This is a genomic window from Flexibacter flexilis DSM 6793, from assembly GCF_900112255.1.
Lineage (GTDB): Bacteria > Bacteroidota > Bacteroidia > Cytophagales > Flexibacteraceae > Flexibacter > Flexibacter flexilis.
The window spans coordinates 82,053-107,092 of record NZ_FOLE01000001.1 but is presented as its reverse complement, the minus strand read 5'-3'; the positions used below and the strand labels follow the sequence as shown (position 1 = coordinate 107,092).

Genomic DNA, 25,040 nt, shown 5'->3' with positions numbered 1-25,040 from the left:
GCAATTTTTTATAAACTTTCTTTCAGTTCTTGTACTACTTTTTGGCAAAGCGTGCAGAGTTCTTTGTGTTTCTGCTCTACCAATTCTGAATCTGGGTTTTGTTCGATGGCATTGGCTAAGGCTTCTTCCAACTCTTCAAAGCCTTCTATCTGAAGCATTTTGACCGAAGGTTTTATTTTGTGTGCCATAAATCGAATTTGTTTGGCATCTTTTTCGGCCACAACGGCGGAAAGTTTTTGTTCAAATTCGGAGAAAGTATCAAAATATAATTTCTGCAACTGCTTCACAAACTGCGGATTTCCGACCGAAAATTCGGTGAGGCGTTCGGTATTTATTACGTTTTTGGTCATGGCTATTTGGGCGTAGAGGGTTATTTTGCTACGCAAATCCTTAGGGTTGAAAGGCTTACTGATATAATCGTTCATGGCCGAAGATTGTACTTGTTCGGCTATCTCGTCAATGGATGCAGCAGACAGCGCAATAATGGGCGTTTGTTGATTGGGGCAATTAGCGTCTTGCCGAATGTGTTGTGTGGCTTCGATTCCGTCCATTTCGGGCATTTGCAAATCCATCAGAATAATGTCGTATTTCTTTTGTTGGGCTTTTTCTACGCCAATCATGCCATTTTCGGCGGAGTCGGTTTGTACGCCCCAGCGCGAGAGAAACTTAATGGCAATCATACGGTTTACTTCGTTGTCTTCTACCAACAAAATTTGTAATCCCTCCAACGGAATTTCTATTTCTGTATTTGGGGTGTTGGCTTCGTTTTCTTTTTGATGATGCACGCTAAATGTTAGTTTGAATGAAAAAACAGAACCAGCACCTAATTCACTGGTTACCAGAATATCGCTGTGTTGAAGTTGTAAAAGGCGGCGCGTAATGGCCAAGCCCAAACCCGTACCGCCAAATTTACGGGTTGTGTCCGAACTGGCCTGTGTAAAGCTATCAAAAATATGGTCGAGTTGGTCTGCGGCAATGCCAATACCTGTATCGCTTATCGCAAATTCAATGTTAATTGTATCGTCTGTTTTGTTTTGGCAGGTAAGCAACATGTTTACAGCTCCTTCTTGCGTAAACTTAATGGCGTTACCTACTAAATTGGTAATCACTTGTCCCAGCCGAACGGAGTCGCCCAATAGCATTGGCGGAATCATTGGGTCAATCAAATAATTAAGCTCAATTCCTTTGGCGTTGGCCTGATAATCAAATGATTTTTTAATTCCCAAAATAAGTTCGTGAATATTGAATGGCGAAGAATCAAAGGTGATTTTGCCTGCCTCAATTTTACTAAAATCCAAAATATCGTTGATGATAACCAGCAGATTTTCAGCCGCAAAACGTAATGTTTTGAGATTTTCAATCTGGTTGGGTTGCGGGTTTTCTTGTTGGAGCAAATGCGTAATCCCAATGACGGCGTTCATCGGCGTTCGCATCTCGTGGCTCATGGTCGAGAGGAACATTTGTTTGGCTTTGGCTAGTTGCAAAGCTTCTTCTTTGGCCTTAATGAGTGCTTCTTCTGTGCGTTTTACTTCCGTAATATCTGTGTTAGCACCGATGGCGCGAATCGTGCGGCCACTCTCGTCGCGGATAGCAATGGCACGCGCCAAAATATGCAGCACAGAGCCGTCTTTGTGTCTGAATCGTGTAATAATTTTAAAGTCGGGGCTATTGCCTTTCAAAAAGTCGGTGAGTGTTTGTATTGCAAATTCAGCATCTTCGGGCAAAAGCGCAGCAAAACAAGCCTCATAAGTATTCGGAAATTCGGATTCTGTGTAGCCCAACATTTCTTTCCAACGCGGAGAAAAATATAACTCTCTGGTTTTGAGGTTATAATCCCAAATGCCATCATTTGCCGCAGACAGAGCCAAACGATATTGTTGTTCGCGCTCGGCGAGGCGTTCGGCGGCCCATTGCATTTCGCTGATGTCTTGGGCAATGCAAATAATTTGGGTTACGTTGCCGTTGACATCTTTAGAAAACACCGCGCTGCGCAAATGCAACCAAATTACATCGCCTTTTTTATGGACAGCTCGCACATTAAAGCCTCTGGTATTGATATGCCTGTTTTTTCCCAAAAGTCTGTAATGCTTGAGCATCAGGTACAAGTCCTGCGAATAGATAATGGTTTCGGTCATGGCAGAACCCATTTCCAAAATATCCTTCGGCTCATAGCCCAAAATATTTTTTACTTCTTGGTTAATGTAAATGGCTGATTTCGTTTGAATGTCAAATACATACAAAATGTCGGGCATTGTTTCGGTAATGGCCGAAATAAGTTTTTGTTGTGCTTCTAAAGCAATATTGGTTTTGTGGTCGTCGGTGATGTCCGAGCCACTCCACAAAAATCCCGTCAGTCTGCCTTGGGCGTTATAAATACAGGTAATATTAGCCCTCACCAAAACGTTGCGTCCTCCTTTGGCTTTGTATGTCCATGTACGGCTTTCGGGTACGCCTTGTTTGGCTTTAAAAGTAAGTGTATCTAGGGCTGTTAGGGTTTTGTCAAATTCAGTTTCCAGTTCACGCCGATAAATGGCAACTTCTTTGGTGTCATGGAAAAAAAGAGGCGTTTGTTTCCGTATAATTTCCTCTGCCTCATAGCCCAATATTTTTTCAGCCCCTTTATTAAAAAAAATAATTTCCCCACGCAAATTAGTGCTGATAATCAGCGTTTCGGTAGCCGAATCCAACACGGCCTGAAGTTGTAAAAGTGTATTTTCGATATACACTTCCATTTCTTTTTGGGCGTTGGTCATTTCCTCCAACTCCGTATTGATGCTGTTGAGTTTGTGGTTGGATAAGATTATTTCTCTCCAATATATATCTAATTTTTTGGTTAATGGATAAAAAACATAGCCCACCTCAAAGGCAATAGTAACCAATGTAATGACCAATAACAGTAATTCGATACGTTCGAGCTTTTCTAACTTTATTTTGTTGTCCCGCTCGAATTGGTTCGTAATCAAGTCCATTGTTCGCAAAAAAGGTTTTTCGGCTTGCGATATTTTTTGTAAAACCTGTCCTGCCTGCTTGGGATTTTGTATTGATTGCTCGGCACATTTACTAATGACCTGATAATTTGACTCAAGTTGCCTGAATAAATCACGGATTTCTGCAGAGGAATGAGGCATATCTTGAGTTAATAATTGATGTGCTTTCCTAAACTGCTTTGTGTTTGTTGCTAGTTCGTTGGTTATGAGGAAATTATTTTCTGCATTTTGGCTTAATAAAACAATATTTTTAGTAATGCTTTGGCTTAACATTCGTTGCCGCCCCGCAATATTGATAACAGTGCTATCGTGTGCCGTATTGCTCAACAAATACTCCACCAACCACCAACCACATAGCGCAAAGAAAGCGATCAACAGAAAGCTCAAAATATACGCTCTGGTTATGCGGCTCGACGGTGAATATTGTTGTTCTTCGATCATTGGTTAGTTAATTGTGTGTATTGTAAAAACAGAGTTGTTGCAAAATCTCATCTAACGTATCAAACATTGTTTCATCTTTGGCAATGTAGTGCCGAAGTCCTTCACGGATAAACTGAAACGTCAGCCTCACATCGTCTTGGCCACTAAGCAGTACCATGGTTGCCGTCGGGACGATATGTTGTATTTCTTTGCAAAGCTCCCAGCCATTTTCTTCCCCTAGCAGATAATCAATAATACATAATTGGGGTTGCTCTTGCACTAAAGAAAGAAGGCTATCTTGCTTATTTGTAAACGATTTGATATTCGTGAAGCCTTTTTTGTGTAAATAACGCGTAATCGCTGTAAGTATGATCCTGTCATCGTCGGCTACAAAAATCAAAGTATCTTTTTTCATTGTAAGGAGAGAAGGTTTAGTTGGGTTGGTTAGTGTTTGGTTTTGACCAAAGAAAATAAAAATAATCCGAATGTAGCCACTGCCGCCAGAATACCAATGTAGTCTCCAAAACGCGTGTACAATGTTTTATCGTTGTTTAATTTTATTTGCTTAGAAAGTACGGCTTGCGTCCAGTAGGCTGTTGCTTGTTGGCGGTCGCCTCTGCCCGTTACAAACCCCGAAATACCAGTATTGGCACAACGCGCAATATCGCGGCGGTTTTCGATGGCTCGCAGCGAAGCATAAGCCCAATGCTGGCGATGGCCTGGTGAGTTTTTCCACCAACCATCATTGGTAATAATGCCAATAAAATTAGCCCCATCACGCATAAAACCCGTCGTAAAATCGCCGTAAATGGATTCATAACAAATCACAGGCGCGACCACAGAAGCGGGCGTAGCAAAGGCCGTGCGTGTACTTTGGCTGCCCATGCCGCCCGACGTGCCACCCAAATCTATTACAAAACTCATCAGAAACTTAAAAACCGCAGGATATGGCATTTGTTCCACCCCAGGCACGAGTTTGGATTTATGGTAAATCTGTGTCGGTTTGCCGTATTGCAAATGCAGTGCCGTATTGAATACGTCATAGTGGCCGATACCAGCTTTATAACGCGCTGTGGGTGAGGTCGATGCATCTTCATACAACTTGTAACTGGTGATGCCCGTAAGTAAATGTACGTGTGGGTAACGCTTTAAAAATTGTTCCTGTATTTGCTGAATAATCGCCTCATTTTCAATATTTTCTTCTCCCACCAATGCATCTACTGCCGTTTCGGGCCAAAGTACCCATTGCGTTTGGAGCGTTATTTTTTCTTCTGAAAGCTGAATAAAACGCGCGATTTGTTCTTCCAACGGAATGAAATTAGGGCTGTCTGCAAACTTTTCGGTGTATGGGTCAATGTTTGGTTGAATTACCACTACTTCGGCTTGCTGTTCAGGAGTTTTGTAAGAATAATACAAAAACGCAGAAAATAGTACAGGCACGATTAATACTGCCGTCGTCGTCAGCCAATGGCTTGTTTTGGGTTTTTCTTTAGCAAAAAATATTTTGAAAATCAGGATATTAAGGCTCAAAATCCATAACGAACCGCCCAATGCTCCCGTATATTCGTACCATTGTGCCAACACTGGCCAATAGGCCAAACCGTTGCCGAGCGTAAGCCACGACCACGACAAATCCCAATTCAAGTGCAAATATTCAAAGGCAATCCAGTAGGCTGGCAGCAACCAAATCGCCCAATCAGGATTGCCCAAACGGTTCTTGCTCCAACGCGCCGCCGCCACGGGAATACTTTGCAAAGCGGCATTCGCTAAAATCGCAAACACGCCGCCAGCCTCCGAAGCGTGCCAAATCCACCACGTAGTAAGGGCGTTCCAGACCAACAAAAACAAATAAGTAATGCGCCAAAATCGCCAACCTTTGCGGCCTTGATAGTCGTTTTCGGCTATGCGCTGTTCGGCCATGAGTAATGGAATCCAGCCTACGGCCAAAAAAATAGGCAAAGGCGACATAGGCCAACCAGCCCACAATAACACTGCTCCCAGCACTGCCAAGAGCCACAACGGGATTTTATTTAAAACTTGCACTGTAAATTTATTATTAGTATTGATTTTGTTAAAAAATAGCTTGAAGCAGCCCACTAAACTACAATTTATAATGTTTGTTTGGTGCGGTCTTGTAATGAAATTTGTTTTTTGACGAAAATATTACTTTAGTTTGAAAATTTAAACAAAATAAAGATTCTTCCTAATGTTGTGATATCGTTGGGTAGGGGAGAGCCTCAAAAAAATATTTTTGGGATATGCCGAATGCGGTATAGCCACATAGAAAACTAATACAAAAGTGTTATTTCTAGGTGAATTGTATTGGTGAAATATGCCGTAAGTTGCTGAAATAAAAGAAGTTGTTTGGGTTATTTTTTTATGCCAAACCATGAGGCAATACGCCGCACCATTCGCTTTTCAAAATTCCAAAAAAATTGAAATTGCCCAAATAATGTGCCATAGGCTAACAAAATAATTTGGTAGGCCATTAGCACTGCGAAAAAGGCTATCACGCGCCAAAGCCAAAAGGTATTCTCATTAAATGCCAACTGAGCAAAAGCCCATCGTTTCAAATACATTACCGAAAAGCCTGTACACGCAAACACTAGCAAAATGACAAGCACTTGCCCGACAGAAGATACGCCCCAACGTTGACGCAAGGTCTGTAAGATTGAAAATGTAGGTTTTTGAGCCATCAGACCATCAAAAAATAACCAGAATGCCGCGAAAGGTAGGGATTGTTAATTGAATTGCCAAGCCTATTATATTCTTTACTGGTAGCAAGGCATTTGGGGAGCTATACAAAAAAACAATCCACCTTCATGGAAGATGGATTGTTATTCGTTAAACAATTAACTACTAATACTTAAAACAACTAAACAAACACTAATGCTACAAAAGTAATGAGCAATCTCATAAAATTCAAGAAAAATTTTATTTTTTTAAGTATGCTCTTGGCAAGAAAATACTAAAACGGTGCGTCATTACTCGCGTAAATCTTTGATAAATGATGTAAATATAGACTCATTATCAGATATTTTAGCTTCACTCAATGTAAGTAAAATTGGAACGCTGCTACCATCTTTGCGCAAAGCATCTACCTTGCGACCTTTGCCGATTACTTTGGCTTGACCTGTGCGGTGGTAGTTTTGCAAATAGCTATCGTGCTTGATAGAATGTTCTGTTCCCATCAGCATACGCACGTTTTGTCCTATCACCTCTTGTCTTTGGTAGCCCCACAGACTTTCGGCGGAGGCGTTGAAGAACAATATAGTGCCGATTTGGTCTATCATTACCACTGCATCGGCACAACCCTCCAAAATCTGTTCGTACTTGCGTGCAATGCTTTCAACTTCACGTTGCTTTTCCAACACTGATTCCTGAATCGCCTCCAATTCTTCGAGATTTTGGCGCAATTCTTCTTCTTGGGCTTGTAGCTCCTCAAATTGCTGTTGGGCTTGTATTTCTAATTGCTTAGAAGCAGTGATATCTTGTGCATATTTTACCACTTTGTAGGGGTGTCCCTTTAAATCCAGAATCGGGTTATAGGTGGCTTTGAGCCAAACTACTTCTCCCGCTTTTTTGATTCGCTTAAATTCTCCTTCTATAAATTCTCCACGTTTGCCCAAACGCTCCCAAAACGCACGATATTCTTCTGAGTTACGTTCTGCTTCGCTGATAAACATACGGTGGTGGCGACCTTGAATTTCCACAGGGCTATATTCCATTACCTCCAAGAAGTTTTCGTTGGCTTTCAGGATGTTACCATCCGTATCAAATTCGATAATGGCATAGGCGCGGTCTATGGCCGAGAGTTGGCAACTTACATCAAGGGCTTCTTTTTTCTTGTCTGTGATATTTTGAGCAAATTTAATAACCTTTAATGTCTGGCCTTCGTCATTGGTTACGGGCGTATAAGAAGCACTGAGCCAAACTTCCGCACCACTTTTTGTGATGCGTCGCATTTCCCCAATTTGAGCTTTTCCTAATCCCAAATCATCCCAAAATTTAGCATATTCGCCACTACGCGCATAATCTCCATCTACAAAAAGTTTATGTGGCTTGCCTTGTATCTCTTCGAGGCGATAGCCCATGAGTTGTAGAAAGTTTTCGTTGGCTGTCAGTACTTTTCCTTCTGGCGTAAATTCTATCGTAGCTACGGTTGTATTCAGTGCTTGAGATAAGGCACGTAGCTCTAGGGTTTGACGTTCTACGTCTTCGTTGATGGCCTGCAACTCTTCCATGTTCTGGCGCAACTCTTCTTCTTGAGCCCGAATCTCTTCTACCTGCTGATGATTGGCAAACTCCAGTAGCTTGGCGGCGGTGATGTCTTGCGCATATTTTACGACCTTATAAGGCTTTTTGTCAAGGTCAAGAATGGGGCTGTAAGTAGCTTTGAGCCAAACGTGTTCGCCGCTTTTGGTTACACGCTGAAACTCTCCTATTACAAACTGTCCTTTTTCTCCTAATCTTTCCCAAAAAGATAAATAACGGTCATCGTTACGCTCGTTTTCGGTGAGGAACATACTATGATGTCTGCCTTGAATCTCGTGTAACATGTACCCCATCGCATTCAGGAAATTCTCATTAGCTGTCAGGACATTCCCTTTTGTGTCAAATTCAATAACACAATACGCACGTTGTACGGCATCCAGTTTGCAGGAGGTATCCAAATCCATGCGCTTGCGTTGCGTGATGTCTTGCGCAAACTTAACGATTTTGACTACGCGGCCATTGTCGTCCAGAATGGCATTGTAAGAAGCACTCACCCAAATTTCAGAGCCATCACGCGCCATGCGTTTCATTTCGCCAACGCGTGCTTGTCCGCGTGCCAAATCTGCCCAAAACTGAATGTATTCTTCGCTTTTGGCATAATCAGGAAACACAATAGTGCGGTGGTGCTTGCCTTTAAGTTCCTCCAAAGAATAGCCAAATAGCATTAGGAAATTAGGGTTGGCATTAATGATCATACCATTAGAGTCCAGTTCAATAATGCACAAGTTTTTGTTAAGCGCGTTATTGATACCACGAAGCTCCGTACTTTGGCGTTTCACCTCATCATTAATGGCTTTTACTTCTTCCATATTCTGGAGAAGTTCTTCTTCTTGCGCCTTCATTTGCTCGTTTTGGAGCTGAATATCAATGGCTAATTTCTTAGCTTCCGTAATATCTTGCACATAATTAACAATTTTGGCAGGCTTGCCGTCTAAGCCCAATATGGCACTATAAGTGGCCTTAAACCAAACTTCTTCACCATTTTTGGTAAGGCGGCAATATTCCCCCGATATATATTCGCCCCGATTGCCTAATGCGTCCCAAAAGATTTTATAGGCTTCCGAACGGGCTTCTTTTTCTTTGACAAGCATACGGTGGTGTCGGCCTTTCAGGTCAACAATGTCGTAGCCCAGCAACTGCAAAACCAATTCGTTTGCATCCAGAATATAGCCTTCTGGGTCAAATTCCATTACGCCATAAGCACGGTCTATGGCCTGTAATTTTCCGCGATAATCTAAGGCTTGTTGTTTGGTTTTGTTGATATTGGTCTGTACCGCTACAAAATTAACGAGCTTGTCTTCTTCATCAAAAATAGGGTTTACCGAAAGTGAAATCCAGTACGTTTGACCGTTTTTATCGTAGTTTAATATTTCTTCATAAAAAGACTCACGTGCTGTAATTTTCTGACGAATACGCGCCACTGTACTCTTGTCCGTGAGTTCGCCTTGCAAAAAAGCACCAGGTTTTTTACCAATCACGTCGGCCAATTTATAGCCCGTCATTTTCTCAAAACCCGAATTAACATATTCAATACGGCCATCGGCATCGCTAATGACAACAGAGTTGTCCGTGTTATTGGCCACCAGCGAAAGACGTTTGCTTTCGATTTCGGCCAGTTTACGTTCTGTAATGTCTTGTGCGAGTTTAATTACCTTATAATAGTGCCCATTTGTATCTGGAACGGGCGTATAAGAAGCTTTTAGCCAACGAGTTTCCCCGTATTTGCTTACCCTTACAAAGTCGCCATGTTGTTGGTGGCCTGCGGCTAATTCTTTCCAGAAATGCGCATAATCTGCGGAAGCCGCCTCGCTTTTAGATAAGAAGATTCGATGATGTTTGCCTTTTATTTCTTCCAAAGAATAATCCAGCAAATCCATAAAAGCCCGATTACTCTCCAGCACATAGCCTTGCATATTAAATTCTGCGGTGCAGAGTGTAGAATTTACGGCTGATAACATGCCCGCCAATTCCATTTCTTTGCGGCGCATATCTTCTTGAGTGGTAGTTAGTTCCTCCATGTTTTGGCGCATTTCCTCTTCGGAAGCACGCATATCTGCGGCCTGCTTCTGCGATATATGCAGCAATTGGCGTGTGCGTTCGTTGGTCTGCGCATTAGAAATCGTAGAGGCGATACTTTCGCCCAATTTTTCTACAAACTCTCGTTTGAATTTTGGTAATATCTCGAAACTGGCCAGTTCCAGTACCCCAAAGATTTTTTCGTTGAGCTTGAGCGGCACAATTAACACGCAACGCGGTGTAGCCTCGCCCAAACCAGAGGTAATATTCACGTAGCTTGGCGGCACGTCGGTCAAGAAAATGGCATCTTTTTCCAAATAACATTGACCAGCCAATCCCTCGCCTATATCAAAACGTTTGTGTAAAAACTTCTTTTTGCTGTAGGCATAGCACGCCACCAACTCCAAATAAATATCGTCTTCGATTTCGGTTAGTTCCTCGTCTGAGTCAGCCGCCTCGTTTTTTCTTTCGGCAGTTTTTGCTCTTTTGGATTCGTGCAATGCCAAAAACAAGGCACCTTGATTTGCCCCAATATAATTGACAAGGCTATCCAAGATATTGTCGTAGAGCATTTCGATATTCTCGTTGTTGGAGCGCAGAATATCCACGAACTTAGCCAGACCCTCCGTAGCCCAGTTACGTTCTTTTTCTGATTGCGCAATATCGCGCATCTGCTCTTGCATGCTGATGAGCGCAGCAGCCAAGCCACTATCTAGCTGCTGGTCTTCTATGTCAAAAGACCCATCTAATTTTCCTTGCTTGATGTTTTGTATAAACTCAGAGGCCTTTTCCGTTTCAGCTTGTAAACGGTCGCGCTCTTGTAGGATTTCTTGAAATGCAACTAATTGCTTACGTGTAATGAAGGTAACAGGTAATTTCATAGTAGATGGAGGTGTGTTTGGTTTTACTTGATTTGTGTTCTTTGGTAGAAATAGTTTTGAGGCAAGGGGCATCTATCACTCAAAAAAATACTGAATGATATTGTCATATGACTAACTATGTGCAAGATATAAGTTTATAGTACAAATAAAATATTTTTTTTATATAAAAAAGTTACACTTGTTTGCAGTGGATACAATAATTGTATTGTTATTATTCTTCAATAAAGACCCACAAACTTTTTCTGCCATAAAACACAAAACCCCCGACAATGTTTTTCTATTATATTCAAAAAAATAGAAACATTATCGGGGGAATTAAATATAGATTGTTCAGAATGTTATTGGACTTTTACCTTTGTTTTGCCCGTATAAGCCATGTACAATACGATCAGACCAATGGCCACCATTGGAATACTTAAAATTTGTCCCATATTTAATGGCATCTTATCTTCAAATGCGACTTGATTTTCTTTATAAAATTCATAAATAAAGCGTAATGAGAAGAGAATTACGACAAACAATCCAAAAATACTACCTTCTGGCGTATTGCCTTTTTTCTTGTTCCACATCAAATACAGAAACGCAAACAACAAAAATGTAGAAATCGCCTCAAACAACTGCGAAGGCAAACGAGGCACGCCGTAGGCTTCTACGTTGGCAATCGTGGCCGTACCTGCCTGCGTAAACTGAACTTTTGGGGAGCTTTCTACTTCTATATCTTCGCGCGAAGCCTCATAAGCCGCTAACACCTGCGGTATCTGACTCACCACTTCTTGCGCTTGGGCTTGCGACACACCCTCTTTAAACTGTACACTCAAGGTCAAGGGTTTTAGCTCAATGCCTTGCGCGTTGGCGTGCGCCTGCGAAATGCCGCTTTTTTGGATAGAAACCTTCTCTACTACTTGCCCAAAATGTTGTTCTAGCACATCTTTTCCGCCATAACCGAATACAAACGCCACTGGCGAGTTGCTGGGACGGCCTACAATTTCAGAGTTCATCAGGTTGCCCATACGAATCAATGCGCCACCCAAAGCCACCACAATCACGATCCGATCAAGAATCCACAAAAAACTCTGTCCCTTGCGATTACGCGAATAAAAATACAAGGCCGTAATAATACCAACCGTCGCGCCATGACTGGCCAAACCGCCATTCCATACTTTGAAAATCTCGATGGGGTGCGCCAAAAAATAATCTGGTTCGTAAAAAAAGCAATGTCCCAAACGTGCGCCCAATACTGTGGCAATCACCATGTACATTGTTACGGCGTTAATGTCTTCTTCAGGCTTGCCTTCTTTGGCAAAAATATGCGCCAAAATGTACTGACCAATCAGAAAACCAGAGGCAAATAACAGCCCGTACCAGCGAACTGTAATAGCTCCAAGCGAAAACATTTCGGGCGATGGAGTCCAGAGAATAAAGTCCAAATTCATTTTTTAATTGATTGATTTATAGTAGAATAGTTGCAGGTCAAACTTATTTCGTTGCTTTCTTAGGCTCTTCGGACATGATGTCTTTTAGCACAGGATTGGGGTGTCTGATCAGCGTTATAAGCCCTTGCGCATCGTCTGCAAACGCATGCTTCGGATACATTTTTATAAATCGCTCATAATTTTTGATCGCATTGGTTGTATCGCCTAATGTTTGCATTGCATTGGCCTTATGAAACAACGCCATCGGGCGAATCGAGCTTTTGGGGTATTGTGCAAATACCTGCTGATACCACGTCATCGCTTTGGGGACATCGTGCAAAGCACCTTCGTAGATTTGTGCCCCTTTGAACAAAAAAATAGGCGCAAGCGTGTCTTGCGTATAAGTTTCGGCATAGACCTGATACGCGTCTATCATGTACATGGCCAATGTAACATCGGTTTCGGTGGGTTTGGCCTGAATGGCTTTTTTTATCTGATTTTCAAGACTGTCAATGCGTTGCAAGGCTTTTTGGCGTGGGTCTGCTGGTTGCTTTTCCGTCAGGGTACAAGCCGCCAAAAACACCAAGACAGAAGCTACAAATATTTTTCTCATATTGGGTATAAAATACTGATTGATAAGGTTTAATTTATTTTAATAAAAAAATAATTTCCGCTACTTCCCATTGTGTTGGGTATCGCGAAACTTGCCAAATTTGACATACAAAGGAACGCAAAATTTTGAACCGTCGTACTTTTGGGGCGATATTCTCTCCGAAAAGTAAATTTATCTGAAATGCAAAAATACTGATTATCAGCATGATAAAATCAATTTTGGTGCGCTGATTTATTTTACTAAAGAAGTCTGCAAAACTTTAAAATTTGCTCATCTTGATTTATCAAGAAATGAATAAAACTATATCATCAACTAATACTAAAAAGACATCCTCCTACGAAGTTATGTAGCCAAACGCGCCATTTTTCAGTTCAAATTCTGAAAAATGGCGCGTTTTTGAATTAATTATCTACTTGCAAAACTCAAGGTTTATTTCAATTAAATTATGCTTCAGTTTCGGGATTTGCTGTCGTTTGGTTCAACTTTATTTTGTTGGAAACAAACATAATTACTCCCAAAATGACAAATAAGAAAATACTTCCGAATAATAAAGCAAAATCTTCTAATTGTAAAATGATGTATAGGAATGAATACAACAAAATCATGGTGCCTGCCAGAATTAAAGTCGCTACTTTTTGATGTATTAAAGAATATAAATACACCGTAATAAGCGAAATAGTAGCCGCACTTGCTACCAAATATGCCCAACTAAATCCGACTTGTTCGGAAAAAGAAAGCAACAAACTATAAAACAGCACCAAAGCAATTCCGACCAACACATATTGGAAAAAATGAATTGGTTTGGAGGTAAAAAGTTCTACAAAAAAGAAAACAATAAATGTAAGAATGATAAACATGAGCGAATATTTGGCCGAACGCATATTTTGCTGATAATGGTTCACAGTTTCGATGAGATTCACTCCGAAAGAGGTATTTCTCAGAGAAGGCGTATCGTCTGACCAAGTATTCGGAATGTCACGATTGAAACTTAATATATTCCAAGTGGCTTTAAAATGCCCGTTTTCAATCGTGGATTCAGGCGAAAAACTACCAATAAATGAAGGTGATTGCCATTGCCCATCAATTACTACGCTCGTTTGTTGGCCAATGGGAATAAAATTGAGCGAGCTACTGCCGTTCAGCTTCATATTATAATCGAAATTAAATGAAGGGGCGAGGCTATCGGCTAACAACGCATTTTTTAACTCCACAATCAATGTTTTGGTTGGTGTTAATCGTTCATCTTTCCCTTCCACCGAAAATAACGAACCTTTCCCGACGGTGGTTTCCAGTGTTTTGTTGCCTACGGTAAAGCTTGGGTTTTGGGTTACGCCTCTCAAATCCGTCAGGCCAACGGCTATGTATGCCTTATCAAAATGCAACTGACTTTTTTCTATTTTGAGTTTATCTAAATCCCCAAAATTGCCCGAAAAATGAAGGTTGCTTTTATATAAAATGGCTTTGAAAATGCCATAATGACGTTCTTCGGGGGTTAAAGCCGCCGTGATTTTCAGATTTTTGGGTGTAACATAAAGAACGTGCTCTTCTTTATAAGGATTATTTTTTGTGTCCAGTTGAGTGGTGGTGTATGGCACAATCAGCAGCGGTGCGCATAGCGTTTGGGACTGGCTCCACTTGTCGCTAATTTTTTCAATGGTTTCGTGGCTACGCTGCTGGCGTTCCTCTATTAAATTCTGAATCATGGTGCTTGGGACAAGCAAACAGAGTGTTAACAAAACAATCGTAACACCTTTAAAACTAAGGGATTGTTGAAATTTTCCTTTGATGGGTTCCATTGTGAAGTGATTTAATAAATAAGGTTTTTTGAGGAATTGAAGAATGACATAAAGCGCAGTGATTACCGTAAAAATAGTCAAAAACGCACTACCTAAAACGAACATTTTGTTGTTATTTTAATGTTTAAAAATCATAAAATAAGAGCCATTTTTTAGGCAATACGCAGCGTGCACCGCTTTTATTTTCTGTTAATTTTTTAGGGATTAACAAGATAAAAGCCGTCAATAATTACGTTAAATGGACTAAATTGTTTTTCTTTTTGAACAGTAAAGCCATAGCCAATCACGCGATATTTTCCCAATCTTTTTTGGTTTAATACGCTGTAATGCAATGCTTACTCGATAAGGGTGGGGGAATGTTTGTTTGCTTTTGTTATGTTTTATTTTGGTGTGCTACACCGAAATAAAATAAAAGATAAGTAGCTGACATTGATGCAGTTGTTGTGGATATAAGTAAGAATATTGTATGCCAAATTTTGGCATCTGAGGATAGAATATTTATAAAGGTTTAAGTGTTGTATTGAATGCAGTTGCTAGCGTTTGCGCCCAATCCGATTAAACAACGCAGGCATAAATATTATTAGTATATATGCCTACGCTTTTTTATTTCTTGCTCCTAAAAAAGTATTCTTTTGGGGTTTATTTTAATAAATTTGAAAATAGTAAAAACCACAATCCTTTTCAAATTCAGCACTATTTGCCTGCATTACGGCGATGAAATTTTAGCCCACTCAATTAAATTTTATAAAAATAAACGCGCCATTTCACAATTTTTCAGGTTGTGAAATGGCGCGTTTTTGTATTGATAGCAAATACTAAAATGAAATCTGGATACCAGGTCCGACCACCGTAAACCAACGTTCGGCATTGAGCAAATACCCAAAACCTGCGTATAGCGGAAAGGAAAATTTAGAACCCGTGCGTGTGGGGAACACCGACCCGAGCACCACCAATCCTACATCGCGTTTGATAGAGGCATTGTCGTTGAAGTTAAAAGCGTTGATGGCCAACGCACCCGCCCCAATCTTGAAGGGCTTAGGTTTCTGAATTTTGTCGGGTTTGAAAAAGCTAAATTGCGCCAAAATCGCGGTACTAATGCCACTCAAACCGCCTACGCCGCCCTCGTCAAACCGCTTCACCAGCAAGCCCGCAGGAAACGAAACTTCCACATCAAAAGTATAATGCTTTTGTAGAATCAAGCTAATGTTTTGGTTATAACCTTCTTGTCCGTACTTGCCCGTATTGTGTTTTACGATTACTTCTACCGTACTCCAGTCGGGCAAATCGTAGGTTTTGTGTGCCAAATAATTATTCAGGTTGAGGGGTTCTTTACGGCAGTCTTTTGTGTCGTAAAAGGCAAAACGCGGCGAGGTTTCGTCGGGGCAAACTACCACATTATCAATGCGTTTTGTTTCTATCAAATCTTTTTTGACGTTGTAAATATTCACCTCCAGCGTAACATATTGTTTGCCGTAAATCTTGCCGTCGTCGTCGAGCTTTTCGGGGCTAAACGAAAAAATCATGTCGCGCAAAGTTTTGTCGTGCATAATGGGTTTGTCCAATGTATTGATAGCCACAGGCTGTTGCCCTCCATAGTTTAATTTAATAAAACTCAAAGGGTGAGGACGCTGAAATTCACGCACTTGCAACTCAAAACCTGTCGGTTTTTTGTTGAGTAAAATCGGGATACGGCGTTGCAGCAACCCCAACGGAATTTTGAGGCGATACACCTGCATATTATCAGCCACAAACGAAGAATTTTGCTTGGCTTCCAATTCCCCAAACTGAAAATACGCCGCCGTCATGCCTTTGCCTTCCAGTCTCACGTCAATGGTTTCAGTGGGATTTACGTTTAGGTTTTCCGTCCAGTCGCCCCCTTCGTGCAACACACTTATTTTCGAGATTTGGGTTTTGTCCCGAATGTTGAGGTTGGTAATAAATTTGGGGTCGTCGCCGTCTTTGATGTACAAATAACCGTCCGAAAATCGGTGCAGCGCGTAAGGCCGAATCCAGCACAAAACACGGTCGTTGCTCAGCACGCTACGCGTGTACAACTCGCCTACAAACGAACCGCCGCTTTCTTGTTGGTCTTCGATGCGGTAGGTTTTGCGAATCTGCAAATTTCGGTTATTATCCAACTGTATTTCAATGCCTTTACCTAACGGATTTTCCATGCTCACTTCCTTGCGGTCGGCGTTTAGGTACGTGAGTCGGCCAGTTTTGATGGTAAAACGTTTGTCCAAGCTCGGCAAATCGTAAGAAACCTTGCCGCCACGCGTTACATAGGGGCGTTGCGTGTGCACTTTTATTTTAAATGGCTTATAACCAGCCTCTTTTGGCACAAGATGCAAGTAAATGTTATTGTTGCTTTCGCGCAATTTGTAATCAAAATATTCTGTACTTGCCCAAACGTTATCGGCGCGGACATTGTAGGCATGGTTGCAGGCCAACTCAAATATTTTTTCTTCCCCTACATACAAATCCTCGTCGCGGGGCTGAAAAACTAAAAACGTTGGGCAATAGGGCAACAATTTCGTTTCTTCCAGATTTTCGTTTTCGTTGCTATGCAACTTGTACGCCCAATTGAGTGCCGTTGTGTTCGCGCGAGCCAAATCCACGAATCGGATACGGGCTTTGTAGCCGTCTGGCCAATGGCGCAGCGAGTCAATTACCTGAAAATCAGCCGAAGGCAACAGCTTTACATACGCAATACTTTCATTGTTGAACGGAATAAGCCGCACGGTTACGGTTTGGTCGCGGTCGGTGTAGGCAAAAGCCAAATAGTTTTCGTCTTGCCACTCGATGCTATTGCGGCTTTTGGTGAAGGTGTTAGTGTCGGACTCCAACACGATTTCTTTAAAAATACCAGAAACTTGTGCTTGTACTTGCAACTGACTTATTATCAATACAATAACAAGCCACAGACATTTTACTTTTTTCATTACTTAATTCAAATATTCCATCAAACATTTAACTGTGAAGCAGATATTAAAATAGGTTAATTGTATATGAAAATTGTATTGAGTGCTACCCGACCTTTAGAAACGCTGTACGTTTACTTCGGGGTGTAGCGGTGTGTTTTCGGATAAATATTGACAAAAATGTTTGCCCCAATAAGGCGCATGCGAAATGCCTTTTGTGCCTAACGCATTAAAAATAAGTACATTGGATTGCTCGCGGTGGCAGCCCATCACGGGGCGGCGGCCTTTGATAGCTGGCCGAATACCTGCCTTATGCGCCACCACTTTATAAGGTACTTTCAGCAAATTATTCAAGCCTGTTTCCAACTTTTCGCGGGCGGCGGCTGTGGGTTGTGTGTGCGGAAAATTCCATTCGTAAGTAGCTCCTACCCGAAAAGTTCCGTTGCTTAGTGGCGCAATGAACACTTCGCCGTTGTTCCAAATGATATTTTGGGGCAAATCCGCTTCGATGTACAACAGCTCGCCTTTCACGGGCAAAAAGGGCAAATCCTTAAAAAATGGGTTGTTCTGTTGGGTGTGGTAGCCTTCGCAAAAAATAATTTTCTCCGCTCGCCAATCTTTGTATTGAACTTGGTTGTCAGTGAGTTCTAATTTTTCAAAATCAAAAAATTCTTGCTGAAAACATTGTTTTTGCTCAAAATAACGTCTGCTTTCCAGTATCAGCGTAGCCATGTCCACGTAGCCGCAATGTTTGGTAACAAAGCCGCCCCATTCGTTGCTAATCCATTGGCCAAAATGCGCGTGGTCAGGTTCGGGGGCAATGTATTGAGCGATGTCGGCGGGTTGCAGACGTGTGTAAGCCAATTGGCTGGCCGCCTCGCTCAAAAACGGCCTATAAATGGGCAACTGATGCAGTAATTTGGCCTGAAGTTTTTGCTCCAAATCCTGATAAAATGGCTCAATGAGCGGAAACATCTCATCGGCAAACCACGTTTTGGTAATGCGTTGGCCAGTCAGCGGATTGTATAGGCCGCCCGCCACCAACGACGAGGACTGTTCGGGCGCATCATCCAACACCAGTATTTTTTTGCCTTCGTCCAGCAACAAATGCGCAAGTGTCGTCCCTGCAAGTCCTTGCCCTACAATGATATAATCAAAAAAAGTATTACTCATTTTATCAAAATTCCAAACCCTTTGGCGGGTGTTCTTATTAGAAGGCGGCAAGTTAAATACATTTACCACACCCTCTGCCACACTTTGCATCTAAATATCACATACTGCAAATTTTAGCGGTACGTCATCAAGACTGCACAAAAGTACAAAAAAGAAAAATTCCGTTGATAGGAAAACAACCTTGCTTGGCAAGTCTGAATAGCATGTCGTTCTGTGGAAAACTTTTGTTGGGAGGCTTGTCACCCTTTTTGGCTTCGAGAAACGTCTTGTGTTTGTACTGATTTGTTTAAACCGAAAATAGCCCACCAAGGCCGAAAATTTTGGGTAAGGGTGATTTTGCATTTTTGCATTACATCTTGAAAATAAAATATAAAAACATTTGCAAATATTCGCAGTGTTTAGGATTTTGCGGGAGAAATGTATAAACGCAATGAGGTTCGTTTATGCAGATGTTAGCGGCAACTGTAAGCAAACACCCCGAAATAACAAGCAAACAAATGACATTTGAAATTTTAGTTAAAGACATATTTGATAACGCAAAATTAGACAATACCCTAACACCAACGGACAATAAATTTGTTCTTGGGTTATTGAACGACTTTGAAAATGGCAGTTGGAGGTTTGACAAATTTCAAAACTACATTTGGGATAACATAAAAGAAACAGCTTTAAGTCATAGTGAAAGAAAAGCTCTAATTGACAAAGGAGAAGGTTCTGTTTTAACCCAAGCAGCTAAAAAATTAAGATTGGTTGAAGGCGAAAAAGCTTTCGGACGTGGTAGTGAAATAGCCGAAATTGTTCTTTATGGAATAATGAAAGATTATTATTCAGCCTTGCCTATTGTCCCTAAGATTTTTTACAAGCAAAACGTAAAAGACGAAGCAAAAGGTTCAGACAGCGTTCATATAGTTGTTGAGTCTGATGACAAATTTTCATTGTGGTTTGGCGAATCAAAATTTTACAGCAGTATCGAGGATGCACGACTTGATAAAATTGTAGAATCAGTTAATGACTCTATTAGTTTAGACAAAATAAAAAAGGAAAACAGCATTATCACTAATCTTAGCGACATCAATGACTTTGACAAGGTTTCACCTGAATTAAGAGCAAAAATTAAGGTAAGTTTATCCCAAGAGGAGAGTATTGATAATCTAAAACCAATTTTAAATATCCCAATTTTACTTTTATACGAATGTAAACAAACCAAAAGCCAAACAACATTAACAGATGAATACAAAAATGATATAATCAACACATACAAAGACAGAGCAACTGCATATTTTAAAAAGCAAATTGAAAAATGTAAAGGCATTCATCTATATGAGAAAATAAACTTTCATATCATTTTATTTCCCGTTGCTGACAAAAAGAAAATTGTAGATACTTTTATTTTAAAAGCTAAAGCCCACCGTGAATAATATGGAAAATACAGTATTTGAACATTGTCAAACCATAAACGGCTTGTTGATTGCGAATAAAGAAAACGATGCAAGGCAAGAGCTTATAAAATTACTTGACTTCCACGAGGAGCATAAAATTGAATACACACCACTTGTAAATCACTTAATCCGTGAAACAGGTCTTTTCCCATACCTTGAACCCGAAACTTCTAATTGGGAAGAAAGATTTATTTATGAAGCATTTAAGGTTGATGTAGGAGAAGAAATTCCTCTAACTCTTCATCGTGAACAATCCTTTCTACTCAAACGTCTTTTAGAGGGAAACAACATAGCGGTAAGTGCACCAACAAGTTTTGGAAAAAGTTTTGTAATTGATGCTTTCATCAAAATCAAAAAGCCTAAAAATGTTTTGATTATCGTTCCAACTATTGCATTGACTGACGAAACAAGAAGAAGATTGTATAAAAAATTTGCTTCTGAATACAAGATTATAACAACAACAGAAGTAGAACCTGCCGAAAAAAACATTTTTATATTTCCACAAGAAAGAGCCATCAATTATGTAGATAAAATAAAAGAACTTGACATTTTAATCATTGATGAATTTTACAAAGCAAGTTCAAAATTTGATTCAGACCGTTCACCTACTTTAATAAAAGCTATTCTTAAACTTGGGAAAGTCGCAAAGCAAAGATATTTTTTAGCACCGAACATTAGCAATCTAGGACAGAATCCATTTACAGAAGGGATGGAGTTTTTTCCACTAGACTTCAATACAGTGTATCTTGAGAAATTTGAGTATTTCAATCAAATAAACAATGATGATAGTATTAAAAGTAAATTCCTTTTAGAAATTCTTGAAAGCAAACAAACGAAAACGCTTGTTTATGCAGGAACGTACACAAATATTGAAAGCGTTTCTACATTGCTTCTTTCAAGTATTCAAGAAAAAGATAGAAAATTATTAAATGATTTTTCAGGTTGGCTAAGTGAAAATTATGATTTCAATTGGTCTTTAACAAAACTAGTTAAAAGAGGTGCAGGAATACACAACGGAAGACTACATCGTTCATTGAGTCAAATACAAGTAAAATTATTTGAGGAAAAACAAGGGCTTGACACAATAGTTTCGACTTCTTCAATTATTGAAGGAGTTAACACATCTGCCGAAAATGTAATTATTTGGGCTAATAGAAGTGGAAAAGGTCGAGCAAGACTTAATGATTTTACTTACAGAAATATTATGGGGCGTGGGGGTAGAATGTTTCGTCATTTCATTGGCAAAATTTACATTCTTGACAAACCACCAACAGAAGAAAAAACACAACTTGACATTCCTTTTCCAGAACAAATTTTAGGAGACCTAGATGAAAAGACATTTGTGAACGATTTAACTAAAGAACAAGTAGCTAAAATTATTTTATACAAAGAAGAAATGGCAGAAATTGTCGGACAAGGAACACTTGAAAGACTACAAGCCGAAAATATTTTCCAATCTAGCGATGCAGAACTTATAAAAAAGATAGCTTATGATATGAAATTCAATCCCAATGAATGGAATGGTTTAGGTTATTTAAACTCTATGTACCCATCAAATTGGGATAGAATGTTGTATAAAATAATAAAACTACAACCAAGTGGTTGGGAATCGGAGTATAAGCCTTTTGTTGAATTTGTAAAAATATTGCGAAACAATTGGTTTAAATCTATACCTCAAATGCTAAAAGAACTAGAACAATATGAAATTGGTGTAGATGATTTTTTCAAACTTGAAAGGAAAGTAACATTTAAACTTGCATCACTTTTAAGTGATGTAAATATTCTTCAAAAAGAGTTATTAAAAGACAAAAACTATGATATTTCAAGTTTTGTATCATTAGCATCACATGCATTTTTACCTTCTGTTGTTTATCAACTTGAAGAATTTGGAATGCCAAGAATGATTTCAAAAAAAATGCATGAATATAAACTAATCAACTTCTATGACAAAGAGTTGGACATCCACGGTGCATTAAATTTATTTAATGAAATAGGAATAAATTTAGTATTTGATAAAGTTCCTCTTACAGACTTTGATAAGTACATCTTAGAATATTTTTATGACGGAATTAAAACAAACGAATAACAATAACAGCAGCCGCTAACATCGTATTGGCAATATGGCGGCTGAAGTGCTTCTATGAAACATTTGTGCAAGGTTCAACTTTGGTTCTTCGATTGAACTTTTGTACTCCGAAACCCCGCCCTGCACAAATGCTTTTCCGTTAGGCACAAAAGTAAAAATAAACAGGCTCAAAATGTATTTTTAACAAATGGTATGCCTAAGACAGCGTAAAATCTGAGGCAATAGCAAAGATACCATAAAAATCAGATTGAAGTTGTACAACAAAATGCAATCAAAGGACTTTTGGACTAATTTTGTATCTTTAGAGAGAACTTTAATCCAATGAAATATGCTTGGCAACTTAGACAACGAAGTAATTTTCAAAAAAGCCTTTACGGATAAAACCGTATTTAAGGCTTTTGTCCGCGATATTTTAGGCATTGAAGTAGAAGTGGAAAAAATAGAAACCGAAAAGAAGTTTGAGCCTAAAATTGGTTATGTTGATTTTGAATTAGACATTTTCGCCGAAAGCATAGACAAACGAATATGTATTGAAATTCAGCGAATAGAATATGACCACCATTTTGACAGATTTCTACACTATTTTTTGATGCTCATTGCCGAACAGCAAAGAAATAGCAAAGAGTATAACATTGAAAGAACCGTTTATGTGATTGTGGTTTTGACTGCACCTTACAAGATTAGCGAGAAAAATGGCAAACCCATTCTTGATGAGGTTTTGTTGCTTAACCTCAATCCGCAAACCCTACAAGGCGAAATCAGGGATTTGTATGGACATCAATTTGTTTGCTTAAATCCAAATCACCCAAACAATGAAACACCACAGCAGATTAGAGATTGGTTAGACTTAATTTATCAGTCTATTCACAGTCCTGAAAGGCCTGTTTTGAATACAAAAAACGAAGGCATTAGAAAGGCAGTTGAATTGATAAGTTTTGATAATTTGACCCCAGAAGAACGGGCAAAGGCTAAAGACAAAGAGGCTGCAAAAGTTGTTTTGGCTAAAACAGAACAACACACAAAACTTGAAATTGCGAAAAATGGCATTTCAAAAGGCTACAGCAATGAAATCATTGCAGATTTGACAGGCTTAACAGTGGAACAGATAGAGGCATTGCGTAACAAAAAAGACTAAAAGCTGTGCCTAACATTGCATTGGTGGCAAGGCGGGCGGACGTGTAAACTTGGAGCTTTGTATTTTTATTGAACTTTAGTAATAAATTAAAGCTTTGTGCTCCGAAACCCACCCGAACGCAAAGCCCTATCCGTTAGCTGTAATTGTAACACGAAATGATGACAAAAGAAGATTTTCAAAACTTATGGAATTTGAATTACCCGAATACAGTGCCGATTTCGCATCTATTTAAACACGACTATTCTGACAGGTGGTTTAGAATTCATAGTTTGCCAGCATCAAAACGTTATGCAGAGAATGAAAACGAATGGGAAATTCTTCTTTCAAGACAAAACGAAATAATTACTGACTTGTTGGGACTTGAAACACCAATTGTAACTGTGACAGGTGAATATAATTGGGGTGACAACCGACAAATTCACGTAACAGACGAAGAAGAAATATTCAAGTCTTTTTCATTTGTACGGCTCGACAAAATTCAACTGAATAAAATTGACGCTGAACAATATGATGAGCCCAACATTTATAGCCCAGCATTTGCACAGACTATTTGGAAACCAAACTATCACGACAAGCTTTTAAGAGAAATTGCAAATGACAATACAAGAGCATTTTTCGTTTCATTTGACAAGAACATAATTGTTGCTCCTTATGACGGAGGCGTGGACTTTATATTGAAAGACAATCAAACGAGAGATAACTATAAGGAGAAATATAAACAATGGCTTTCAGAACGAGAAGACGGATTATGACTAACTAAAGAAGAACAACTACTGCTAACACGGGTTTTATTTCAGGCGGGCAGAAGTGCTAATTTGATTTTTTGTACTTATAGAAAGTTTAGTACGACTAAATCCCACCCTACTAATACCCGTTTCGTAACCATTGGTACAATCTTCTAACGCTCATTGTTAGAAATAAAGCCAATGCCCTCGCAGGCCTTGCGGCTTGCTAAAAGAGAGCGCAGGCGCAGGCACATGAAAATGCCCTAAGCTGTACAGCAGCGTGCGCACCCATGCTTTTCGCGTACGGATTTTAGTAAAATCCACGTCCAACGAAAGGTAATATTGTCGGTAGCGGCGCACGTGGTCATAATTGAACGTTTGGTTTTGCGCGTCTGTCCAGTGGTTATCGTGGCCTCCTAACATTCCATTTCCACCGTATCCCGCCGCCAAGCACAACCATTTTGGCCACCATTGCGCCTGCGGCACAAAACTACGCACATTCACCGAAAGCCAATAAGTTTGACCGTTATAATCTTTCAATGCGCGTTCTACTCCATTGCTACCCAATACATTAGGCCTGTATTTTGCCCAACCCGTCGGCGTGTATGACCAGCGCGGTTGTATGCGCAACTCGCCCCAAAGCAGCGTTTGGGAAAGCAGCAGAGCCGCCCCCGACGCATTGGCCAACTCATCGGAAAGCGACGCGCCATAAGCCGACGAAAATCCGTCCAAAATCTCAATGGGTGTCATCAGTACCAAGCCCGTAACACCACCCACCCACAAGGCGCGACGGCGCGGCATATTGGTTTGGAGCAATAGCCCTGTGGCTGCGCGGCTAATCTGGTAGCTCGTATAAAAATGTCCTGCTTTGTCGATTTGTAGCCATTCGCCGCTGTCGTCGAAAAAATGAAAATTGCTACGAGGCTCTTTCGCGTACCAAAGTCTGTCCAGCCCCACCATGCCCAAGGTATAAGCCGCGCCGCCGCCGTACAGTAGCTTTTTGTGCGAAAATTGCGCATTTGGCAAAGGCATTAGTAGCGTGTCGGCGGGAAGGGTTTGGGCTTTACTCTGAAAAAAAACAGTGCTCAAAATCAGGGCATTAAGCCACCATAAAAAAAGTTTTTTCATTGGGTCGTCGGGGTACTTGGCTGGTGCGCAAAG

The 25,040-nt window shown here is 40.3% G+C and carries 15 protein-coding genes; 4 read left to right on the top strand and 11 right to left on the bottom strand.

Annotation, left to right across the window (positions count from 1 at the left end; translation table 11 throughout):
• Positions 1-8: 8 nt before the first annotated feature.
• From BM090_RS00375 to BM090_RS00330, 10 genes are all read right to left on the bottom strand, one after another.
• Positions 9-3,428, bottom strand: coding sequence for a PAS domain S-box protein (locus BM090_RS00375; RefSeq protein ID WP_091505626.1), 3,420 nt, complete (start codon positions 3,426-3,428; stop codon positions 9-11).
• A 7-nt stretch (positions 3,429-3,435) separates the two neighbouring features.
• The gene (locus BM090_RS00370) at positions 3,436-3,822 is read right to left on the bottom strand and encodes a response regulator (protein ID WP_091505623.1); all 387 of its coding nucleotides are present in this window, start codon (positions 3,820-3,822) and stop codon (positions 3,436-3,438) included.
• A gap of 29 nt (positions 3,823-3,851) precedes the next feature.
• Positions 3,852-5,450, bottom strand: a complete 1,599-nt coding sequence (lnt, locus tag BM090_RS00365; RefSeq protein WP_245756657.1) for an apolipoprotein N-acyltransferase — start codon at positions 5,448-5,450, stop codon at positions 3,852-3,854.
• Between the two features lie 326 nt (positions 5,451-5,776).
• Positions 5,777-6,103, bottom strand: a complete 327-nt coding sequence (locus BM090_RS18865) for a DUF6787 family protein (protein WP_091505620.1) — start codon at positions 6,101-6,103, stop codon at positions 5,777-5,779.
• A gap of 288 nt (positions 6,104-6,391) precedes the next feature.
• Positions 6,392-10,579 (bottom strand): PAS domain S-box protein, encoded by a 4,188-nt coding sequence (locus BM090_RS00355; protein ID WP_177199794.1) that lies wholly within the window; start codon positions 10,577-10,579, stop codon positions 6,392-6,394.
• A 338-nt stretch (positions 10,580-10,917) separates the two neighbouring features.
• Positions 10,918-12,012, bottom strand: coding sequence for a prolipoprotein diacylglyceryl transferase (gene lgt, locus BM090_RS00350; protein WP_091505615.1), 1,095 nt, complete (start codon positions 12,010-12,012; stop codon positions 10,918-10,920).
• A 43-nt stretch (positions 12,013-12,055) separates the two neighbouring features.
• The gene (locus tag BM090_RS00345) at positions 12,056-12,604 is read right to left on the bottom strand and encodes a tetratricopeptide repeat protein (protein WP_091505613.1); all 549 of its coding nucleotides are present in this window, start codon (positions 12,602-12,604) and stop codon (positions 12,056-12,058) included.
• A 443-nt stretch (positions 12,605-13,047) separates the two neighbouring features.
• The gene (gene creD / locus BM090_RS00340; RefSeq protein WP_091507728.1) at positions 13,048-14,400 is read right to left on the bottom strand and encodes a cell envelope integrity protein CreD; all 1,353 of its coding nucleotides are present in this window, start codon (positions 14,398-14,400) and stop codon (positions 13,048-13,050) included.
• An 815-nt stretch (positions 14,401-15,215) separates the two neighbouring features.
• Positions 15,216-17,342, bottom strand: coding sequence for a hypothetical protein (locus BM090_RS00335; RefSeq protein ID WP_091505610.1), 2,127 nt, complete (start codon positions 17,340-17,342; stop codon positions 15,216-15,218).
• A 96-nt stretch (positions 17,343-17,438) separates the two neighbouring features.
• A complete protein-coding gene (locus BM090_RS00330) occupies positions 17,439-18,494 on the bottom strand; it encodes an NAD(P)/FAD-dependent oxidoreductase (RefSeq protein WP_177199793.1) in 1,056 nt (351 codons plus the stop codon).
• Positions 18,495-18,937: 443 nt separating this feature from the next.
• On the opposite strand from BM090_RS00330, the gene BM090_RS00325 reads away from it, so the two are divergent.
• The 4 genes from BM090_RS00325 to BM090_RS00310 all read left to right on the top strand — a co-directional run bounded on the left by BM090_RS00325 (position 18,938) and on the right by BM090_RS00310 (position 23,906).
• Complete coding sequence (locus tag BM090_RS00325) at positions 18,938-19,912, top strand: HamA C-terminal domain-containing protein (RefSeq protein ID WP_221405313.1); 975 nt, start codon at positions 18,938-18,940, stop codon at positions 19,910-19,912.
• A 1-nt stretch (position 19,913) separates the two neighbouring features.
• The gene (locus tag BM090_RS00320) at positions 19,914-22,019 is read left to right on the top strand and encodes a DEAD/DEAH box helicase (protein WP_091505605.1); all 2,106 of its coding nucleotides are present in this window, start codon (positions 19,914-19,916) and stop codon (positions 22,017-22,019) included.
• A gap of 328 nt (positions 22,020-22,347) precedes the next feature.
• A complete protein-coding gene (locus BM090_RS00315; protein WP_091505602.1) occupies positions 22,348-23,154 on the top strand; it encodes a PD-(D/E)XK nuclease family transposase in 807 nt (268 codons plus the stop codon).
• A 155-nt stretch (positions 23,155-23,309) separates the two neighbouring features.
• Complete coding sequence (locus tag BM090_RS00310; protein WP_091505599.1) at positions 23,310-23,906, top strand: DUF3885 domain-containing protein; 597 nt, start codon at positions 23,310-23,312, stop codon at positions 23,904-23,906.
• 159 nt (positions 23,907-24,065) lie between these two features.
• Here BM090_RS00310 and BM090_RS00305 read toward each other — a convergent pair whose 3' ends face one another.
• The gene (locus tag BM090_RS00305) at positions 24,066-25,007 is read right to left on the bottom strand and encodes a DUF2279 domain-containing protein (RefSeq protein ID WP_091505597.1); all 942 of its coding nucleotides are present in this window, start codon (positions 25,005-25,007) and stop codon (positions 24,066-24,068) included.
• Positions 25,008-25,040: the final 33 nt, after the last annotated feature.

Bases quoted from the DNA above. Each gene is read 5' to 3' on its own strand.
- BM090_RS00375 (WP_091505626.1), bottom strand. From the start codon at position 3,428: ATGATCGAAGAACAACAATATTCACCGTCGAGCCGCATAACCAGAGCG.
- BM090_RS00370 (WP_091505623.1), bottom strand. From the start codon at position 3,822: ATGAAAAAAGATACTTTGATTTTTGTAGCCGACGATGACAGGATCATA.
- BM090_RS18865 (WP_091505620.1), bottom strand. From the start codon at position 6,103: ATGGCTCAAAAACCTACATTTTCAATCTTACAGACCTTGCGTCAACGT.
- BM090_RS00355 (WP_177199794.1), bottom strand. From the start codon at position 10,579: ATGAAATTACCTGTTACCTTCATTACACGTAAGCAATTAGTTGCATTT.
- lgt (WP_091505615.1), bottom strand. From the start codon at position 12,012: ATGAATTTGGACTTTATTCTCTGGACTCCATCGCCCGAAATGTTTTCG.
- BM090_RS00345 (WP_091505613.1), bottom strand. From the start codon at position 12,604: ATGAGAAAAATATTTGTAGCTTCTGTCTTGGTGTTTTTGGCGGCTTGT.
- creD (WP_091507728.1), bottom strand. From the start codon at position 14,400: ATGGAACCCATCAAAGGAAAATTTCAACAATCCCTTAGTTTTAAAGGT.
- BM090_RS00335 (WP_091505610.1), bottom strand. From the start codon at position 17,342: ATGAAAAAAGTAAAATGTCTGTGGCTTGTTATTGTATTGATAATAAGT.
- BM090_RS00330 (WP_177199793.1), bottom strand. From the start codon at position 18,494: ATGAGTAATACTTTTTTTGATTATATCATTGTAGGGCAAGGACTTGCA.
- BM090_RS00325 (WP_221405313.1), top strand. From the start codon at position 18,938: ATGCAGATGTTAGCGGCAACTGTAAGCAAACACCCCGAAATAACAAGC.
- BM090_RS00320 (WP_091505605.1), top strand. From the start codon at position 19,914: ATGGAAAATACAGTATTTGAACATTGTCAAACCATAAACGGCTTGTTG.
- BM090_RS00315 (WP_091505602.1), top strand. From the start codon at position 22,348: ATGCTTGGCAACTTAGACAACGAAGTAATTTTCAAAAAAGCCTTTACG.
- BM090_RS00310 (WP_091505599.1), top strand. From the start codon at position 23,310: ATGATGACAAAAGAAGATTTTCAAAACTTATGGAATTTGAATTACCCG.
- BM090_RS00305 (WP_091505597.1), bottom strand. From the start codon at position 25,007: ATGAAAAAACTTTTTTTATGGTGGCTTAATGCCCTGATTTTGAGCACT.